At 64.6% G+C, this 17,664-nt stretch carries 22 protein-coding genes and 2 tRNA genes; 13 read left to right on the top strand and 11 right to left on the bottom strand.

Translation table 11 applies throughout. The features are described 5' to 3' along the window. Positions 1-10 precede the first annotated feature (10 nt). The 4 genes from LDZ24_RS04855 to LDZ24_RS04870 all read left to right on the top strand — a co-directional run bounded on the left by LDZ24_RS04855 (position 11) and on the right by LDZ24_RS04870 (position 3,245). A complete protein-coding gene (locus LDZ24_RS04855) occupies positions 11-367 on the top strand; it encodes a DUF4212 domain-containing protein (RefSeq protein WP_248321893.1) in 357 nt (118 codons plus the stop codon). Continuing rightward, positions 364-2,394 (top strand): sodium:solute symporter family protein, encoded by a 2,031-nt coding sequence (locus tag LDZ24_RS04860; RefSeq protein WP_248321895.1) that lies wholly within the window; start codon positions 364-366, stop codon positions 2,392-2,394. The genes LDZ24_RS04855 and LDZ24_RS04860 overlap by 4 nt, the downstream gene beginning before the upstream one ends. A gap of 43 nt (positions 2,395-2,437) precedes the next feature. Then, positions 2,438-2,527: transfer RNA gene (locus tag LDZ24_RS04865), tRNA-Ser, on the top strand. 328 nt (positions 2,528-2,855) lie between these two features. Continuing rightward, positions 2,856-3,245, top strand: coding sequence for a DUF3597 domain-containing protein (locus LDZ24_RS04870; protein WP_248321896.1), 390 nt, complete (start codon positions 2,856-2,858; stop codon positions 3,243-3,245). A 264-nt stretch (positions 3,246-3,509) separates the two neighbouring features. Here the strand turns inward: LDZ24_RS04870 and LDZ24_RS04875 are convergent, their stop codons facing one another. The 4 genes from LDZ24_RS04875 to LDZ24_RS04890 form a co-directional block, all read right to left on the bottom strand. Then, entirely contained in the window at positions 3,510-3,821 is a 312-nt protein-coding gene (locus tag LDZ24_RS04875) for a hypothetical protein (RefSeq protein WP_248321898.1), read from the bottom strand. 103 nt (positions 3,822-3,924) lie between these two features. Further along, positions 3,925-4,299: a hypothetical protein gene (locus tag LDZ24_RS04880; RefSeq protein WP_248321899.1), complete on the bottom strand. Its 375-nt coding sequence runs from the start codon at positions 4,297-4,299 to the stop codon at positions 3,925-3,927. Between the two features lie 206 nt (positions 4,300-4,505). Further along, positions 4,506-4,787, bottom strand: a complete 282-nt coding sequence (locus LDZ24_RS04885; protein ID WP_248321901.1) for a hypothetical protein — start codon at positions 4,785-4,787, stop codon at positions 4,506-4,508. Positions 4,788-5,020: 233 nt separating this feature from the next. Then, positions 5,021-5,269: a hypothetical protein gene (locus tag LDZ24_RS04890; protein WP_248321902.1), complete on the bottom strand. Its 249-nt coding sequence runs from the start codon at positions 5,267-5,269 to the stop codon at positions 5,021-5,023. Between LDZ24_RS04890 and LDZ24_RS04895 the strand changes: the two genes are divergently transcribed. Together LDZ24_RS04895 and LDZ24_RS04900 are read left to right on the top strand one after the other, a co-directional pair. Further along, positions 5,264-5,581 carry a hypothetical protein gene (locus LDZ24_RS04895; RefSeq protein ID WP_248321904.1) on the top strand — a complete coding sequence of 106 codons (318 nt, stop codon included), beginning with the start codon at positions 5,264-5,266 and terminating at the stop codon, positions 5,579-5,581. The genes LDZ24_RS04890 and LDZ24_RS04895 overlap by 6 nt on opposite strands. A 273-nt stretch (positions 5,582-5,854) precedes the next feature. Beyond that, on the top strand, positions 5,855-6,592 hold the full coding sequence (locus tag LDZ24_RS04900; RefSeq protein WP_248321906.1) for a DUF2968 domain-containing protein: 738 nt from the start codon (positions 5,855-5,857) through the stop codon (positions 6,590-6,592). A 27-nt stretch (positions 6,593-6,619) separates the two neighbouring features. Here LDZ24_RS04900 and LDZ24_RS04905 read toward each other — a convergent pair whose 3' ends face one another. Next, positions 6,620-6,862, bottom strand: a complete 243-nt coding sequence (locus tag LDZ24_RS04905; RefSeq protein WP_371747392.1) for a hypothetical protein — start codon at positions 6,860-6,862, stop codon at positions 6,620-6,622. 122 nt (positions 6,863-6,984) lie between these two features. On the opposite strand from LDZ24_RS04905, the gene LDZ24_RS04910 reads away from it, so the two are divergent. Further along, on the top strand, positions 6,985-7,230 hold the full coding sequence (locus LDZ24_RS04910; RefSeq protein ID WP_248321907.1) for a hypothetical protein: 246 nt from the start codon (positions 6,985-6,987) through the stop codon (positions 7,228-7,230). 37 nt (positions 7,231-7,267) lie between these two features. On the opposite strand, the gene LDZ24_RS04915 is transcribed toward LDZ24_RS04910, so the two are convergent. After that, a complete protein-coding gene (locus LDZ24_RS04915) occupies positions 7,268-7,795 on the bottom strand; it encodes a PRC-barrel domain-containing protein (RefSeq protein ID WP_248321909.1) in 528 nt (175 codons plus the stop codon). Between the two features lie 173 nt (positions 7,796-7,968). Here LDZ24_RS04915 and LDZ24_RS04920 point away from each other — a divergent pair, with 173 nt between their 5' ends. Further along, positions 7,969-8,661 (top strand): ribonuclease HI family protein, encoded by a 693-nt coding sequence (locus tag LDZ24_RS04920; RefSeq protein ID WP_248321911.1) that lies wholly within the window; start codon positions 7,969-7,971, stop codon positions 8,659-8,661. 3 nt (positions 8,662-8,664) lie between these two features. On the opposite strand, the gene LDZ24_RS04925 is transcribed toward LDZ24_RS04920, so the two are convergent. Beyond that, positions 8,665-9,408, bottom strand: coding sequence for an SDR family oxidoreductase (locus LDZ24_RS04925; protein ID WP_248321913.1), 744 nt, complete (start codon positions 9,406-9,408; stop codon positions 8,665-8,667). Positions 9,409-9,612: 204 nt separating this feature from the next. Between LDZ24_RS04925 and LDZ24_RS04930 the strand changes: the two genes are divergently transcribed. From LDZ24_RS04930 to LDZ24_RS04945, 4 genes are all read left to right on the top strand, one after another. After that, positions 9,613-10,791, top strand: coding sequence for a porin (locus LDZ24_RS04930; RefSeq protein ID WP_248321915.1), 1,179 nt, complete (start codon positions 9,613-9,615; stop codon positions 10,789-10,791). Positions 10,792-10,838: 47 nt separating this feature from the next. Next, on the top strand, positions 10,839-11,465 hold the full coding sequence (locus tag LDZ24_RS04935; RefSeq protein ID WP_248321917.1) for a LysE family translocator: 627 nt from the start codon (positions 10,839-10,841) through the stop codon (positions 11,463-11,465). Positions 11,466-11,713: 248 nt separating this feature from the next. Continuing rightward, entirely contained in the window at positions 11,714-13,240 is a 1,527-nt protein-coding gene (locus LDZ24_RS04940) for a peptide MFS transporter (protein WP_248321919.1), read from the top strand. 53 nt (positions 13,241-13,293) lie between these two features. Next, positions 13,294-13,370, top strand: a tRNA-Met gene (locus LDZ24_RS04945). A 477-nt stretch (positions 13,371-13,847) separates the two neighbouring features. On the opposite strand, the gene rpsU is transcribed toward LDZ24_RS04945, so the two are convergent. From rpsU to LDZ24_RS04965, 4 genes are all read right to left on the bottom strand, one after another. Then, positions 13,848-14,060: a 30S ribosomal protein S21 gene (gene rpsU / locus LDZ24_RS04950; protein ID WP_006999077.1), complete on the bottom strand. Its 213-nt coding sequence runs from the start codon at positions 14,058-14,060 to the stop codon at positions 13,848-13,850. 176 nt (positions 14,061-14,236) lie between these two features. Further along, positions 14,237-14,569: a 2Fe-2S iron-sulfur cluster-binding protein gene (locus tag LDZ24_RS04955; protein ID WP_371747393.1), complete on the bottom strand. Its 333-nt coding sequence runs from the start codon at positions 14,567-14,569 to the stop codon at positions 14,237-14,239. Next, positions 14,566-15,159 carry a YigZ family protein gene (locus LDZ24_RS04960; RefSeq protein ID WP_248321921.1) on the bottom strand — a complete coding sequence of 198 codons (594 nt, stop codon included), beginning with the start codon at positions 15,157-15,159 and terminating at the stop codon, positions 14,566-14,568. The genes LDZ24_RS04955 and LDZ24_RS04960 overlap by 4 nt, the downstream gene beginning before the upstream one ends. 31 nt (positions 15,160-15,190) lie before the next feature. Continuing rightward, positions 15,191-15,718 (bottom strand): GNAT family N-acetyltransferase, encoded by a 528-nt coding sequence (locus LDZ24_RS04965; RefSeq protein WP_248321922.1) that lies wholly within the window; start codon positions 15,716-15,718, stop codon positions 15,191-15,193. A 331-nt stretch (positions 15,719-16,049) separates the two neighbouring features. On the opposite strand from LDZ24_RS04965, the gene LDZ24_RS04970 reads away from it, so the two are divergent. Then, entirely contained in the window at positions 16,050-17,636 is a 1,587-nt protein-coding gene (locus LDZ24_RS04970) for an EAL domain-containing protein (protein WP_248321924.1), read from the top strand. Positions 17,637-17,664: the final 28 nt, after the last annotated feature.

Genomic DNA, 17,664 nt, shown 5'->3' on the forward strand with positions numbered 1-17,664 from the left:
ACATAACCGCATGGTCACGCCTGCCGATCCGCTCAATCCCACGCTTGCCCCGCCGCCGCGCGTATCGGCGGCCGCGGCGCGCGCGCATCGCGCGTACTGGCGCTTCAATGTCGCGCTGATCGCGGTGCTGCTCGCCGTCGGATTCGTCGTGTCGTTCTGCGTGCCGCTTTTCGCGGAGCGTCTGCAGCACGTGCGCATCGCCGGGTTTCCGCTGCCGTTCTTCTTCGGCGCGCAGGGGGCCATTCTCGTCTACGTGACGCTGATTGCCGTCTATATCGTGCTGATGCAACTCGCCGATGCGCGGCTCGCGCGCGCCGTCGACGAAGCCAGCGCGCACGACGGCGGGCAGGACGACGCCCCGCGATGAAGCTCACCAACCGGCTCATCGTCACCTACGCGCTCTATACGCTCGGCTTTCTGCTGTTCATCTTCGTGATGGAGCGTATCGAGCGCACGGCCGGCGCAGGCATGTGGGTCGGCTATGTGTTCCTGTTCGTGCCGATCGCGGTGTATGCGGTCATCGGCCTGCTCTCGCGCACGTCCGATCTCGTCGAATACTATGTGGCCGGGCGGCGCGTGCCATCCGCGTTCAACGGCATGGCGACGGCGGCGGACTGGCTGTCGGCGGCGTCGTTCATCGGACTGGCCGGCTCCATCTATGCGAGCGGCTACGACGGCCTCGCCTACATGATGGGCTGGACCGGCGGCTATTGCCTCGTCGCGTTCCTTCTCGCGCCGTACGTGCGCAAGCTTGCGCGCTACACGATTCCCGATTTTCTCGGCACGCGCTTTTCGAGCAACCTCGTGCGCGGACTCGCGGCCATCGCGGCGATCCTGTGCTCGTTCGTCTATCTGGTCGCGCAGATTCAGGGCATCGGGCTGATCGCGTCGCGCTTCATCGGCATCGAGTTCTCGATCGGCATCTTCTGCGGGCTCGCGGGCATTCTGGTGTGCTCGTTTCTCGGCGGCATGCGCGCGGTGACGTGGACGCAGGTCGCGCAGTACATCATCCTGATCAGCGCGATGCTGATACCCGTCTCGATGATCGCGCATCGCGACGGGCTCGGCTGGTTTCCGCAGTTCAACTATGGCCGCGTGATGGAACGCGTCGAGACGCTCGAACGCGCGCTCGCCGTGTCGCCCGACGAAGCCCGCGCCCGCGCGGATCTCGCGCGTCAGGCGGCGCGCGCGCAGGAGCGCATCGATGCGCTGCCGCGATCGTTCTTCGACGAGCGCGCGCGGCTCGTCGCCGAGATCGCCGATCTGCGCCGACACAACGGCCCGCTGCGCGAGATCAGCGAACGCGAGCGCGAACTCGCGTCGTTTCCACGCGATCCCGCCGATGCGCAGGCGAAGTGGTCGCGCGAACGCGATGCGTTGAGCGAGCGTGTCGCCGCTCCCGTGCCGCTGACCGATGCGTTCGCGTCTTCGTCCGGCACTGCGGAGCAGGGCAGCGCGCGGGCGCACCGGTTGAACTTTCTCTCGCTCATCCTGTGCTTGTCGATTGGCACGGCAAGCTTGCCGCACATTCTCACGCGCTATAACACGACTACGTCCGTGGCATCGGCGCGGCGCTCGGTCGGCTGGACGCTCTTTTTCGTCGCGCTGTTCTATCTGACCGTGCCGGTGCTTGCCGTGCTGATCAAGCACGAGATTCTGACGGGGCTCGTCGGACATCGCTTCGCGGAGTTGCCGCAATGGGTGACGCAGTGGCGGCACATCGAGCCGTACCTGATCCGTATCGGCGATATCAACGGCGATGGCGTCGTGCGCTGGGCCGGCATTCAGATGCAGCCGGACATGGTGGTGCTCGCCGCGCCCGAGATCGCGGGCTTGCCTTACGTGATGTCCGGACTGATTGCGGCGGGCGCGCTGGCCGCGGCGCTTTCGACGGCCGATGGCCTGCTGCTCACCATCGCGAACGCGCTGTCGCACGACGTCTATTACTGCATGGTGGATCGCCGCGCGACGAGCCAGCGCCGCGTCACGATTTCGAAAATACTGCTGCTCGGTGTTGCGCTGCTTGCGTCGTACGTCGCGTCGCTCAATGCGGGCAACATTTTGTTTCTTGTGGGCGCGGCGTTTTCGCTGGCGGCGTCGAGTCTTTTTCCGGCGCTGGTGCTCGGCGTGTTCTGGAAGCGCACGACGCAGCGGGGCGTCGTCGCGGGGATGATCGCGGGGCTGATCGTGTGCGTGTACTACATCGTGTCGACGTATCCGTTCTTCACGCACCTGACGGGCTTCGACGGGCCGCGCTGGTTCGGCATCGAGCCGATCAGCTCGGGCGTGTTCGGCGTGCCGGCCGGCTTCGCGGTGGCGATTGCGGTGAGTCTCTTCGACCGCAAGCCGGACGAGTACACGCGCGCGCTCGTCGACTACATTCGTCACCCGTAGGGGCTAGGCGGGCGGCGGGAACTTGGTATAATCGCAGTCTTCCGGAGAGATGGATGAGTGGTTTAAGTCGCACGCCTGGAAAGCGTGTATAGGGTAAAACCTATCGGGGGTTCGAATCCCCCTCTCTCCGCCAGAACGATTCCCGAATCCCGCACAGCTCATCGGCTTGCGGGATTTTTATTTTTGTCGATGCTCGGCAAGGGCTTGTTGGTCTCGCAAGCATGGGTGCAATGGTCTCCGGAAAGAATTGCTTTCTTCATGAAGCGATACGCACGCGCCTCCAGTATCAACGGCACTCCTAACCACCACTGCAACTATTCATCAAAATCCGCCCCGTTTTGTCCCAACGAGTCAACTCTCCAAAATGCCCGGCGTTAAAGCCCCGGCAGCCATCGCCGCGTCCTGTCGCTGACCGGCGAGCGGCCGGCACTTCCGCAGCTAACTCGCAAAAGGACACAGACATGAGCATCTTCGGTGACATCGTAGGCAAGATCTTCCACAAGGCCAAACCCGCCGACCCGGCACCGGTGGCCGCGCCCGACCCCGCGCCGCAGCCAAGCGTCGAGGCAGCCGCCGCTCCCGCGCCGCTGTCCGACATCGACGTCGCCGCCGTGATGGATCAACTGGCGAGCGAGAGCAGCCAGCAGTTGAACTGGCGCGTTTCCATCGTCGACATGATGAAGCTGCTCGATGTCGACAGCAGTCTCGATCATCGCAAGCAGCTCGCCACGGAACTCAAGTACAGCGGCGACATGAACGACTCGGCTTCGATGAACATCTGGCTGCACAAGCAACTGATGCAGGCGCTCGCCGCGAACGGCGGGAAGTTGCCGGCCGATCTCATCGGCTAAACGCGCGCGCCAAAGCAAAGCCCGCGATCCAGCTGTTCATTGCTGGTCGCGGGCGATTTTTTGCGTTCATCGCTGGTCGCGCTGTTGCAGTAATGGGGCGTCGCAAGAGGTCACCTGCCCGCACGTCCGCGCCTCTGATAATGCGCAAACCGTCGCGCACATGGCAGGGCGGGCGATGGCAGCGCGCCTCCTGCGACAGCGCGCAAGATTAACCGGGCGCGCGACTGCGGAGAATCGGACGATTCGCGCTTTCTCGTTGCAGCATTAAAGGTGGTTGCGCTTGGACCGAGGACGCGCGAACTCGGCGATCGGATCGTCGGCATAAGCGGCAATCGGATCCTTGTCGAACGGTGACGCTGTCTGCGGCGATTTCGGCCGGCCCGGCTGCGAAGGCGCGCGCGACGCTCCCGCGCTCGACGCCGAGGTCGCTTTGTCGCCAGCGCGCGGCGCGGCCTGCGAGCGCGTGACGTTCCCGCTTCCGAGCCACTCTTCGGTGTACTTGGCAAGTGCGGGCGTGGTCAACGTCAGAACTGTGAAGGGAAGCAGCAGAGCAAACGAGGTTTTTCGTGCGAGCATGATGTTTATTCTTGTCGTTTTCGATTTCCGAGCGCGAACCGGTGAAGGCCACACGACATGGAGCATGCGGCTCGATTCATCACCGATTGGATAGCGCGTTCGCTCAATGCGCGACGACCATCTGTTCCGGCTGGTGGTTTTCGGCGTCGAAGTGCAGCGCGGAATTGGCTGCCTGCTCCTGCACGAGGAACTCGCGCGCGGCCTGGACGCCGCGGTCGTACGACGCGCGCGCCGTGTGTTCTTCGAGTGCCGAGATGAGCGGAATTTGTTCTTCAGCGACCGAGTGCAGAAGACTCAGAATGTCGCGGCGCATCGACTCCGGGTACGAACAGAAGTGCTCGAAGCCGCCGGGCGCCGCGACGATATTGACGAGCGGCGTCAAAAGACGCGCACGGTTCAGGCAGTGCTCCTTGATGTGCATGGAGTGCGACAGCGTTGCGCGGCCATTCGCGTCGACGGAAATGTGCAGGTCTTTCATGATGCGAGCCTCAATTGTGCAGAAGAATGCGGCATTAAATCGGCTCGCCGGACAAAATACAGCAGGACTTTTCCTATTCGCGCTGTCGGCAACGATCCTTTACGTTTTCCGTCGATGAGTCAAAGATTCGGCACCCTAAGGGGCAGGCAGCGACGCCGGTTCGCCGTCCGGCGTCGCTGCGCAGGCGTGGTAGAACGGCGCGCGCGTTATTGCTTCATCGTCCCGGTCGACTTGGAGCCGCGCGCCGGCGGTTGCGACGTATCCGGCGACATGCCTTGCTCGCGCTTTTGCATCAGCGTGCCGCTTCCGGACGTGCCGGAAGGCGCGCCGCCTTGCGCCGCATCGTTTGCGCCGCCCGGCGAGGCGTTTTGCCCCTGCTGCTGTGTTTGCGGACGTTGGTTCATCTGGTCGCGCGTCATTTCTTGCGCGAGTGAGGCGGTGCTGGCAAGCGCGAGGAGGGCGCCTGCTATCGCTGCGGTCGCTTTCATGGCTGTCTCCTGGTTCCAGGCGCAAGGCGCGCCTTGCAAGCGTTCTAGCATCGGCTGTGCCGCGCTCTACAGACGAAATATGCGGTTATCTCAAAACCTTCTACGATAAATATGGCGCTACCAAACGGGTGCCGATTCATTACAATTCGCGCTCCAAACGAATTTGAGCCGCCCGGATTCGATTCAATGAGCCCAATGCAACGGAGTGTTTCATGTCGGTCACACTGAACGATTTATTGGCATGGCGCGAAAGCTTGCCGGATCGCAATAGCGACGAAGCGAAAATGCTCGACGCTCTCATCGAAAAACGCGAAAAGGAATTGAGATCGCGCATCGCCGATCTGATAGCCGCTGTGAGTCAGCAGGAAAACTGGAAACTGCATCGGTGTGCGGCAACGGCGCGGCGAATCGAGCAGACTTCCACCGCGCATCTCGACGCGGTTTATGAATATTTTCGGGATCGCAATGAAGGGTGCTTGCATTTCGAAGCGCCCGAGATGCTCGCCGATTCCTTCGTCGACGGTCAGGGTGGTCCGGACCGGCTGTGCGCGCCCGTCGCGACGAACGGCGACGTGAACTACGCGATCAGAGCGGGAACGCCGGCCGAGCCGATCGTCAATCTCTACGGGCGCATGAAGAATCTCGAATCGCGGCTTGCCGATACGCCCGGCATCACGTGTGGCATTCAGGGCATCCGGATCATGCGAATGGTGGCGCTGATGTCGAGAGCGCGCTCGGCGCAACTCGCCAGTTTGCGCATGAGCGGAATACAGGCCGTCTACCGGCACATGTAATGTTTTGTGCGCGCGAAACGAAAGGCCGGGTCACGCACGAATTAGCGCATTGCCATGCCACCGTTTTTTATTTGCTGCATAGGTTCGATTGCAACTGAAAATCCCTCGCCTATACTGGATTTCATCAGCCGAAAGTTCGTTCGATTCTCATGGCCGCTTGTTCGTCATCCACAATAATCAGCGCGAATATTCAGAATATGCGAGCCGCATAACGCAGCCAGGGCTCATCAGGGAACATTAGAAACGCAGCCGTAAGTCAACTATGGAGTCATCGTGAAAAGCCTGCTGAGCAGACGCGGCACATTGCTCGATAACGCGCCGTCGTTCCTTCTCCGCCAGAAGGGGAATGCTCCGGTTCGCTTCGCAGCGCAAAACAAGGCCGACGCACCGGAGTCGTCCGAAGAATCCGAACCCGCCGCGCCAAGTACTGCCACCCGCGTCACGCCGCTGCGCCCGGCCAACGCGTCGGCGCCGTTCGCCACGCACGCTTTACAGGCGGCGCAGATTGCCGAAGTCGAGTGGCTGATCCAGCAATCCACGCTCGCCGTTTTCCGAACATTTCAAAGTTTCGCGTATAGTGCGAGCCTGCTTTTCTATCCGCGCGATCTCACTTACTATGCCGTGCTCTATCACGAGGACGCCGTATGGCGCGTGCTGAAAGCCGGCGATATCGACGCCGCCGAGCCCGCATTCCGTCATTTCGTCGAGCAGGCCGTGCGGCTCGCGGAAGCGGAATTGCGGCGCGCGCACTTGCAGGCGCAAAACGAGCAGTTCGCACGGCTGATTGCCGAGTCCGAGGCGCAGGTCGAGCGTTCCCGCGTGGATCTCCAGCGCGGCAGTACGCAGGACCAGGAAGTTGCGCTCAGGCAACAAGAGGTGCGCAAGGATCTTGCGCAACTGGAAGCGCGGCGCGTGGCCGCTCAGGCGCAACTGAACAAGCTGCAACGGCAAATGCATCAACTCGCCGCGACCAGCAACGAAACGGTGCCACATCTGCCATCGGGGCATTGAGGCAGAATCTCGGGCGCGTTCGCGCCGTCAAGCGTCTTTCCGCGCGTCCTTGTCGGCGTACGGAACGCGAGTCTGCGAAATGTAGCTGCTGAGCCCGCGACCGGCGCGCGCATACCGCTTCATTTGCTCGACGTGCGCGCGGCCCGACTCGCTGTAGTTGTAGAGATACGTCCGCCCGTCGGCGAAGCGCACGCGAATGCCGTCGCGCAGGATCTCATATGCCGACACGCCGGAATTGCCCGCGACGTTCCGATAGGGCTGCATAAGCATTTTCTCCGCTCGTTCTCGCCGCAGGGCGGGCGGCAAGCATTTAAACAAAGCCGGTACTAAAGAATTTCCGGTTCCGGCCGATATCGTTGTTATGTGTCAGCGGCCGGGGCCAGAAGGGTGTCATGGATAAAGATCAATTGCCGTTTCTCGATTCAAACGATCCGCACTTCCAGCAGGCGCGCGCGCTGAGTCTGTCCGTCGGCGCGATCCGTCGCGCGCAGGGCAAGTGCAGCCCGAACGATTTCCCCGTTGGCTCGCTCGAGTGGCATTTCGCGGTGGAAGAGTTCGCAACCGACGTCCTGCGCGTGCTCATGGGCGACGACGCGCAAGACGTCGACTTGCCGCTCGGCGAGCGTCCGCTCGACTGATTGCCGCTCACGCGCGCGCCGTCCGGCGCGCGCTTCGCTACAGCTTCACGCCGCCGGCTTCCGGCGCGTCGACGCCGCCGGGCGGAATCGCCCCGGTGTCGGTGACATCGTTTGTGTCCGGCGCGCTGGGGCCGCTGGAACCGCTCGACCAGTACGGCTCGCGGCCATAGTGCTGATGCACCGAGCTCGCCCAGACGGGATCGGCCATCGACGGCCACGCGTCCTTGTCGAATCCCGGCGAATTGCGCACTTGGTCCGCCGTCGCGGCGAGGCGAAAGCAGCGGTTGTCCGTGTCGAGCGTCAGCGCGCTCCACGGCACGGCCAGCAGCTTGTCGCCGATGCCGAGAAAGCCGCCGCTCGACAGCACCGCGTACGCCACGCGGCCGCTCGTCACATCCAGCATGATTTCCTTGAGCGAGCCGACGTCGTGCCCGTCGCTGCTCAGCACTGGGTTGCCATCCAGCGTGCTCGCCGCCATGACGTCCGGGCCGGGACCCGCGGCCGTCGCGGCGCCCTTGCCGATGATCTTTGCACCACCGGACGATTCCTCCATCGGTCGGTTCATGATCTGCTCCTTGGCGTTTCCTTGATGTTCAGGCGTGTGTCTGGCTGACCGTTCATCGTTGCCCGGTTTGCTGCGTCGATTCTTGTTCGGGCTCCTCTCGATAAGCAATTCCCGCGCCCGTGCGCCCGCCGCGTTCTGCTAAGCTGCGGGCTCGTTCATCCTTCGTGCCGCTCATGATCGAATTCGAGGAACTGCTCGCCGTCGCCTACAAGAAGGAACGTCTTAAAAGCCGCCGGCTCGCGAAGAGCGCGGCGTTTTCCGAGCACGCGGCGCTCGTGAAGACGCTGACGAAGGCAGCGGGCACGCAGTCCTTGAAAGAACTGGTCGATGCACGGCGCGCCGCGCACGCGCGAGCCGCCGACGCGCTGCGCCTGCGCAGGCTGGCGCGTGCGAATCGCCCGCCGCGGCCGCATGCCTCCTCGCCGCGACCGGACGATGCCAGCGCGTGGACAGGCTGGTTCGATGGTTCCGCGCTGCCGAATCCGGGGCGCATCGGTATCGGCGCGGTGCTCAAGAGTCCGGAGGGCCGCACGCTGCAAATCAGCGCGACGGCGGGGCAAGGAGACAGCAGCGTGGCCGAGTATCTCGCGCTGACTGCGCTCCTCCAAGCGGCGCAGCGTGAAGGCGCCGCCAATCTGACGATCTATGGCGACAGCCGCGTCGTCATCGACGACGTTCAGGCCGGCGAAGCGGCGGGCATCCGCTCGCTCACGGATCACGCGGCGCGCGTGCGGACGCTCATCGCGCAAATGGGCGAAGTCCGCCTGCAATGGATTCCGCGCGCCCGCAACGCGCACGCCGACCGGCTGTCGCGCGAGGCGCTCGCCGTCGCCGACGCGCCCGCGTGCGCGGTATCGGCCGCCTGACGGTCAGCCGAGTTCGCGGATATCCGCGGTCGGCGTGCTGCCGAAGGCATCGCTCAGCAGGAAGTCGACGAGCTTGCTTGCCGACTGCTCGGGCGTCGCGAGCTGGCCCTCGCGCTTGAGCGTGTCGAAGCGCTCCCGCAGCGGGAAACGCTCGAGCGCGGTGCCGCGAATCTCGGCTTGCATGTCCGTATCGACGACGCCCGGCGCGACGCTGCAAATGCGCAGGCCGCCATTGTCGTCCAGCGCGACCGCCCGCGCGTGGTGGTCGAGCGCGGCCTTCGTCGCGCAATAGATGCTCCAGCCGGGATACGCGTTGCGCGCCGCGCCGCTCGAAATGTGGGCGACGCGGCGGTCCGCCGCGTGCGCGCTCGCGGCGGCGAAGGCAGCGGCAAGCATCAGCGGAGCCGCGACGTTCACGCTGACCGCGCGCGCGACCGCAACCGCATCCTGATCCGCGAGCGGCCCGACGGGCGCGAGCATCCCCGCATTGTTGACGAGCAGCACGCGATCGGCGCGCGCCAGAAAGCGGCCGAGCGCGCTGTCCGAGAGCCACGCGCCGAGCGCGGGCAGATCGGCGAGATCCAGCTCGGCTTCGTGCAGCCGGCCGGGATAGCGCGCCGCCAGCGCTGCATTGCGCTTGCGCGAGATCGCGAGAATCTCGGCGTCGCGCGAGAGCAGGGCGTCGGCGAGCGCCGCGCCGAGGCCGCGCGTGTGGCCGGTAACGATCGCGAAAGTGGTCTGTGGCATGGAAAGATCCGGTGGCATGAAAGGAGTCGATGTCTACCGATTCTAGCGGCGCTCGCCTCAATAGCGCCGAAATGCCGAATTGGGAAGGGGCTCGCGCTCATCCGTTGGTAATGGGTCACACCCGTGCGCCGGGCGCTTTTTTACCTGACAAGATGCGCTGCAGAATCGACAATCGTCAGCCGCGAAACGATCTGGAGTTTTTCTATGCCCATCCGTCCAACCGCGCGCAACGCCGCGCCGTCCGTCAGCCGTGCCCGGCGCACAGCATCTCCCGCAGCCGTCCGGCCGAACTTCGCGGCAGCGTTCGCGGCCTGCATCGGATTTATCGGCGTGCCGGGCGCGGCATGGGCGCAGAGCTCCGTACAACTCTACGGCGAACTGGATGCCGGCCTCGCGTATGTCAGCAATGTCGGCGGGCATTCGCAATACCGGTTGACGACCGGCACCATCGACGGCAGCTATTGGGGTCTGCAAGGCAGCGAAGATCTGGGCGGCGGCGCGCGGGCGATCTTCCGGCTCGAACGCGGCTATGCGGTATCGACGGGGCAGGGGCTCAACGATCACCCGATGTACGTCGGCCTCGGCACCGACGCGCTCGGCACCCTGACGTTCGGCCATCAGTACGACTCCATCCACGACTATTTCGCGCCCTTCACGCTGACGGGCGGCACGGGCGGCACGGCCTTCGCGCATGTGCTCGACAACGACAACGCGAACAACTCGTTCCTCGCGGCCAACTCGGTCAAATACACGAGCGCGACGTACGGCGGCTTCAGCTTCGGCGGCCTGTACGCGTTTTCGAACGCGGCGGGCGGGTTCGCGAATAACCGCGCGTACAGCATCGGCGCGAACTACACGCTCGATTCGTTCAGCGCCGGGGCGGCCTATCTGCACAACGACGGACGCGGGAACACGACCGGCGGCGCGTACGACGCGCTCGCGCTGCCCGGCGACGCGCCGGGCGCCGTCGTCGCGGCCAACGTGCAGCGGCAGAACACCTTCGGCGTCGCGATGAGCTACGGCATCGGCGACTTCCAGCTTGCCGGCGCGTTCTCCCGCTCGATCAATTCCGGCGTGAACGACGCGGATACGGGCGCCGCGCTGCCATCGCTCGCGCTCAATAACTACGAGATCAACGGCATCTACAAGCTGACGCCCGCGATCCTGCTCGCCGGCATGTACGTGTACACGAACGGCGGCGGCGCGCACTGGCACGAAGGCGCGTTGCAGGTGGACTATCTGTTGGGCAAGCGCACGGACGTGTATGTCGAGTCCATCTATCAACGCGCGTCATCGGACGCGCCCGCCGTCATCAACACGAACGACCCGTCGAGCGGCCGCAATCAGTTGATGTTCACGACAGGCATTCGCCACCGCTTCTGAATCTGGTAATTTGGCGAGAATCCGTTGCTCGCCGCGAAGGGTGTCTCATGTCGATTCAGACGTTCTCGCTGTTCGTGCCCGCGTGTTTCGCCATCAACATGGCGTTCGGCCCGAACAACATGCTTTCGCTTTCGAACGGCGCGCGTCGGGGCGTGCGCGTGTCGGTGCTCGCGTCGTTCGGACGGCTCGCCGCGTTCGCCGTCATGATCGCGATTGCCGGCTTGGGACTCGGCGCGTTGCTGCTCGCGTCCGAGACGCTTTTCACGGCGATCAAGCTCGTGGGCGCGGCTTACCTCGTGTGGATCGGCATCAAGCTGATCCGCTCGGGACCGCAAACCCTCACGGGCGAGGAAGGCGCGGGCGCTGCCGGACTCGCGCGGCTCACGAAGCAGGAGTTTCTCGTCGCCGCCGGCAATCCGAAAGCGATTCTCGTCTTCACCGCCTTCTTCCCGCAATTCGTCGACCGCAGCGCGTATGCGACGAGCTTTGCGATTCTCGGCGCGATATTCCTGCTGTTCGAGCTTGTCGCGATCCTCATTTATGCGGCGCTCGGCGCGCGACTCGGTTCGCTTTCGCGCGGCGCTCGCGGTTTCACGTGGTTCAATCGCGTGAGCGGCGCGTTGATGATCGGCTTCGGCGTGATGCTGGCGCTGGTGCGCCGTCCGGCGGCCTGACAACGCGCCTCGTCCGCGCACAGGGACGTTTGTCATTTTTCTTTTCGCGATTTTCTCCCATCGCGCGTTTGAACGCTCGGCGACTTGATTCGGAATAAGTCGTTGCGGCTTATGCACGCCTTCTCAAGCAGCGATAAGCGATAATCACGTGCTTTTACTCAGTCGTCGTCCGTTTTAGGACGAGTTCGTTTCAATCTTTACGCATTCTCGAAGGCGTCGTACCGCTTCTGTGGTTGAAGGAATTTCCCATGAATAATCAATCGCCCGCCGCGTCGCAGACGCGCGCGTTTGCGACCGTGTTTCTGATCGAAATGTGGGAGCGTTTCGGGTATTACGGCATGGCCGCGCTGCTCGTGCTGTTCATGATCGATAAAGTCGGTTTTGCCGACGATTACGCCAATCTCACATGGGGCGCATTTTCCGCGCTCGTGTTCTCGGCGCCGTCGATTGGCGGCTGGATCGGCGACAAGGTGCTCGGCGCCCGGCGCACGATGGCCTTGGGCGCGATCGTGCTGTCGCTCGGTTACCTCATGCTCGCGCTGCCCTACGACGCGCTCGGCTTCATGTATGCGTCGCTCGGCGTGATCGTGGTGGGCAACGGGCTCTTCAAGTCGAACGCGGCGAATCTCGTGCGCCGCATCTACGAAGGCGACGAGGCGCGCATCGACAGTGCCTTCACGATTTACTACATGGCGGTGAATATCGGATCGACGTTCTCGATGCTCGCGACGCCGTGGATCAAGGACCACTGGGGCTGGCACGCGGCGTTCGCCGTCTGCTGCGGCGGCATGGTGCTCGGTCTCGTGAATTTCGCGCTGATGCGCCGCACGCTCGCGCATGTGGGTTCCGCACCGGACGATCAGCCGATGCGCTGGGGCCGCTTTGTCGCGGTCGCGGCCGGCGGTGCCGTGCTCGCGGCGGCGACGGTGTTCATCCTCCAACATCAGACGGTGGCGAGGGTCTGCGTCTGGGCCGCCGCGCTCGGCATTCTCGCGATTTTCGGCTATATGCTGGCGCGCTGCGACCGCAGCGAGCGAGCCGGCCTCTGGGCGGCGCTTATTCTGACGCTGCAAGTCATCTTGTTTTTCGTCTTCTATCAGCAGATGTCGACGTCGCTCACGCTGTTCGCGCTGCGCAATGTCGATCCTGCATTCTCGATTGCCGGCGTGCATCTCTTCACGTGGAGCGCGGCGCAGTTCCAGGCGCTGAACCCGATCTGGATCATGATTCTGAGTCCGCTGCTCGCCGTCGCTTATGCCGGGCTCGCGCGGCGCGGCCGCGACGTGTCGGTGGCCGCCAAATATGCGTTTGGCTTCGTGGTGGTCGCGGTGGGCTTCTTCGTGTTCGGGCTGAGCGGACGCTACGCGGTGGAGGGCCGTGTGTCGTCGTGGTTCATGGTGGCGGGCTACGGCCTTTATTCGCTGGGTGAATTGCTGGTGTCCGGACTCGGTCTCGCGATGATCGCGCGCTACGTGCCGGCCCGCATGAGCGGCTTCATGATGGGCGCGTATTTCGTGGCGAACGGGGTGTCGCAGTATCTCGGCACCGTCGTCGCGAACGTCGCGCGCATGCCGCCGGGCCATCTCGATCCGCTTCAGTCCTTGCCTCTGTACACGCATCTTTTCGTGTCGCTCGGCTGGCTGGCGACGGGCGGGGCGGCGATCGCGCTCGTGTTGTTGCCGCTGCTCGGCAGACTGTCGCGGGCGCATCATCGCGCGGCAGGCTCGAGTGCGAGCACCGATGGCGAGCGCATGGCGCCGGTTTCTGCGTCTTGAGCGAAACTGTTTGACGACGCGAAGCGGTTCAGTCTACAATTTAATTCTTCAGACGCGGGGTGGAGCAGTCTGGCAGCTCGTCGGGCTCATAACCCGAAGGTCGTAGGTTCAAATCCTACCCCCGCAACCAGAATTCAAAATCGCGTTCCCGGCGGCCGGTGTATCAGGCCGCTTGGAGACGTTGTCTTAGTGGCGTAAGCGCCAATCTAGTATCTCTTCCTCGGCTCGTCGGAACAAGGCAGTGGCGTTGCTTGTTATCCGTACATCGTCAAATTTTCCACTGCTCCCGTTCCGTCGCTAGGCGAGTGCGTTCGTCGTCGGCTCGACTTACTTGGTTCGCCTGAAGCCCTCGCTGAGCGCGAACCGAACCACCACCCCAAACACGAAAAGCCTGCATGAGCACCAACTCATGCAGGCTTTTTGCGAATCCTTGGGCCGTCGTCCGACCGGGCGCACGCGCGAGACGTGCTATCAGCGAGCTTTCGCGTCCGGCGTTTTGACCGCCGCTTCCGCAAAACCGCGACCCGTTCGAATTCAGACCGCCGACCTACCACGCAATGCGAAAGACGAGGGTGTCACACCCACCGTCGATGGCTCCGCGCAGCGATCAATAAAACTTCTTCGGCAGCTGCGCGCGACGGATCTGCTTGCGAAGACGAGCGACAGCAGCAGCTTTCTTGCGCTTGCGCTCAGTCGTCGGCTTCTCGTATGCCATGCGCGACTTGAGTTCTTGAATCAGGCCCGTGCGTTCGACGGTACGACGAAAACGTCGCATGGCGACGTCGAAAGGCTCATTCTCTTTCAATAGTACTTTAGTCATTGAAATCTCGGTTGATCTGGCCCTGCCAGAATTTGGGGCAAAGCGCAATTGTACACTTTCTGAGAGGCGCGCTGCATCTTCTTTACACGAGAATCTGCGCAGCGCGGCTCGGGATTCACATCGTAGGTCGTTGAATCCAGACGACAAATCCTGAATAACCCGGCCCTCGTGCTCACTCAAAAGCCGCGAGAACGGCGCGGACGGTCTTCCGGCTCGCGCGGTCCCGCGTCCGGCTGATGGATGGTCACGTCCGAACGCGCGAGCGCCACGCACGGCAGGATCCAGCCGTCCGCCTTCTCCTCCGCCGTGAGCCCCGGCCACTCGATGCGATAGTCCACGTCGCCCGCTTCCAGCCGGCACATGCATGTCCGGCACGTTCCGTTGCGGCACGAGCGGGGCAGCGACAGCCCCGCGCGCCATGCCGCGTCGAGCAGCGTTTCGCCCGGCTGCACCTCGACGACATCGCCGCGCGGCGCGACGGTCATCGCGAAGACGCGCGGCTCGCTCACGTGCGCACCTCGACGTTCGCGCGTCCGTGCGTGAGATCGCGCAGTTCTGCGGCCGCCGATTCGCGCGCGGCGGCGGCCATGCGCACGACGAGCCGCACCGTCATGCCGTACGCGCTGTCGACCAGCTCGGCTTCGTGCTGCTCGATCCAGCGGCGCACGCGCGCTTCGTCGGCGTAGTCGATCTCGACGGCGAGCAGGCCGCGCTCGATGCGCTCGACGCGCTCGGCCGACTGCATCGCGGTGGCGATGGCGTCGGTGTACGCGCGCACGAGTCCGCCCGCGCCCAGCTTGATGCCGCCGTAGTAGCGCACGACCGCCGCCAGCACGCCGTCCACTTCGTGATGCCGCAGGACTTCGAGAATCGGGCGGCCCGCAGTGCCGGAGGGTTCGCCGTCGTCGGACATGCCCGACTGGCCGCCCGCCAGCAGCGCCCAGCATACGTGCGTGGCCGTCGGATGCTCGGCGCGCAGGCGGTCGAGTTGCTGCATGGCGGCGTCGCGGTCGGACACCGGAATGGCGAGCCCGATGAAGCGGCTCTTGCGCACGTCGATTTCGGCGCTGACGGGAGAGGCGAGCGTATAAGTGGGCAAGGCGGGCAGCGTCTACTAGAACAGAGTGGATTTAGACCGAGGCGCCAAGCGGGCGCTGCATGAGCACGGTATCGACCCATCGGCCGAGCTTGAAGCCGACGTCGCGCAACACGCCGACATGCTCGAACCCGAGCCGCGCATGCAGCGCGATGGACCCGGCGTTGCCGCTGTTGCCGATCACCGCGATCATCTGCCGCCACGGGCCGCGCTCGCATCGCTCGACGAGCGCCGAAAGCAACGCGAGCCCGATGCCGCGTCCGCCGAGGCCGTCGGCGACATAGACGGAATCTTCGATCGTATGCCGGTACGCCGAGCGCGCGCGATACGTCGAGGCATACGCGTAGCCCGCGACCTCGCCGTCGAGTTCCGCGACGAGATAGGGCAGGCCCGCCGCGACCGCCGCCGCGTGACGCGCGCGCATTTCGTCGGCCGTCGGCGGCGCCTCCTCGAACGTCGCCAGCGCGTGGAGCACATAGTGCGCATAGATGCGCGCGATGGCGTCGAAGTCGCCGGACGCGGCGTCACGAATGATGGGCGCTGGCGCGCGGCTCGATGTCATGGCGGTTTCTCGGATGGCGGTCGGAGCAGCCCACACCGGCGGGCTGTGCAGCCGCGATTTTCGCACGCCGCGCCGGGACCGGAAAATCGCTTGCGGCCGTGCGCCAGCCCACTCAATGCGCGACTTTCTGGCTAAATAAGCGTTGAGTCGCGCGCTGGCCGCCCTCTACACTAAGGCGCCTGTCGACCGAGCCGGCGCATGCGCCTCGTGCGGCGTCCCTGTCCGCGCTTCCAGTGCAGCCGTCGCAACACAGGCACGTCAGCGCGATCAGCCCACGCGGCGCGGCAACGCGCCCGAGCGTCCTGCCTTGCGGCGCACGACCACAATACGAATGAACAAACTTCAACGCTGGGCGCTGGCGGCGCTCCTGATCGTCGTCGTGATGATCGCGGCGCTCGCGCCGGCGGTGATCGGCTTGACGCTCGCCGCGCGCAGCGAACGGCAGGCGCGCGTCGAGCGGCTCGGCAAGCTGGCCGATGCCACGCTCCTTCGCGCGGAAGACTTGACGCGGCGTCTGTCGGGCGCGCTGGGCGACATCGGCAACGTGAGCGACGCGCCGTGCTCCACGAGCTATCTTCGGGCGCTGCGACACATCGCGCTCACGAATGCGCCGCTGCGCGATGCGGGCGCCTACGACCGCGACGGCCGGTGGCAATGCTCGTCGTCGCTCGGCGCGGTGTCGGCGGGCGCGTCGGACAGTCTCGCATTGCCGCCGCCCGACTGGCGTTCTCGCGATGGCGTGAGCGCGTGGTACGGCGTGGCGCGACTGCCCGGAGGCAAGGATTCGCTCGTGATGGGGCGCGGCGGCGTCTACATTGCCGCGGATCCGTCGCTCTACGTCGACGACATCGACGCGAACATAGAGCGCGTGGGCGATGTCGCGGTCATCAACACCGAGGCGCGGCGCGTGATCGCCGGCACGCCCGCCACCGATGCGTCCGCGGTCCTCGCCGTTTATCGCAGCTTGCCGTCGCTCTTGGATTGCGCGTCGGTGGCCGTGCGCCGCTCGGCGACGATGCCGCTCGCGGTCGTCGTCAGCACGCCGCGCGAGACGTGGCGCACGCGCGCCCGCTCGCTGCCGTGGGAGTGGTTGCTCGCCGGGATCGCCACGGGCGTGCTGTGCGCGGGCTGGGCGGCCTATGTGATCGTGCGCAGGCTCTCGCCGCGCGGTCAGTTGCGCGACGCCGTGCGCCGCCACCAATTCATCGTCGCTTATCAGCCGATCGTCGATCTCGCGACGCGGCAATGCGTCGGCGCGGAAGCGCTCGTGCGCTGGAAGCATCATGACCGCATCGTGCGGCCGGACCATTTCATTCCGCTCGCCGAGCATCGCGGGCTCATTCAGGCGATCACCGATCAGGTGCTCGACACCGTTCTGCTGGAACTGGGCGACTTCCTCAGGGGCTACGCCGACTATTACATCTCGGTGAACGTGTCCGCGCCGGACTTGACGACGCATCGTTTTCTCGGCGTGATCGGGCCCGCGCTCGCGCGGCAAGGCATCCGGCCGCAGCAGATCCGCATCGAGGCCACCGAGCGCGGCTTTCTCGACGCCGACGCGGCAAAAGAGGTCATCAGCGCGTTCCGGGCGGCGGGCCACGCCGTCTATCTGGACGACTTCGGCACCGGTTACTCCAGCCTGTCGCACTTGCAGACGTTTCGCGTGGACGGCCTGAAGATCGACAAATCGTTCGTCGATACGGTCGGACAGGACGCGGCGTCGAGCAGCGTCGCTTCGCATATCATCGAGATGGCCGCGACGCTCGGCGTGCAGGTGATCGCCGAAGGCATCGAGCGCGAAGAGCAGGCGGCCTATCTGCATGCGCGCGGCGCGCAGTTCGGGCAGGGCTGGCTCTTTTCGCCGCCGCTCACGGCCGCCGAATTCATCCGCTACGCGGGCGCGACACGCGCTCGTTGAGCCGCATCATTGAGCCGCATCATTAAAC

This window comes from Caballeronia sp. Sq4a (assembly GCF_023170545.1).
Classification (GTDB): Bacteria; Pseudomonadota; Gammaproteobacteria; order Burkholderiales; family Burkholderiaceae; genus Caballeronia.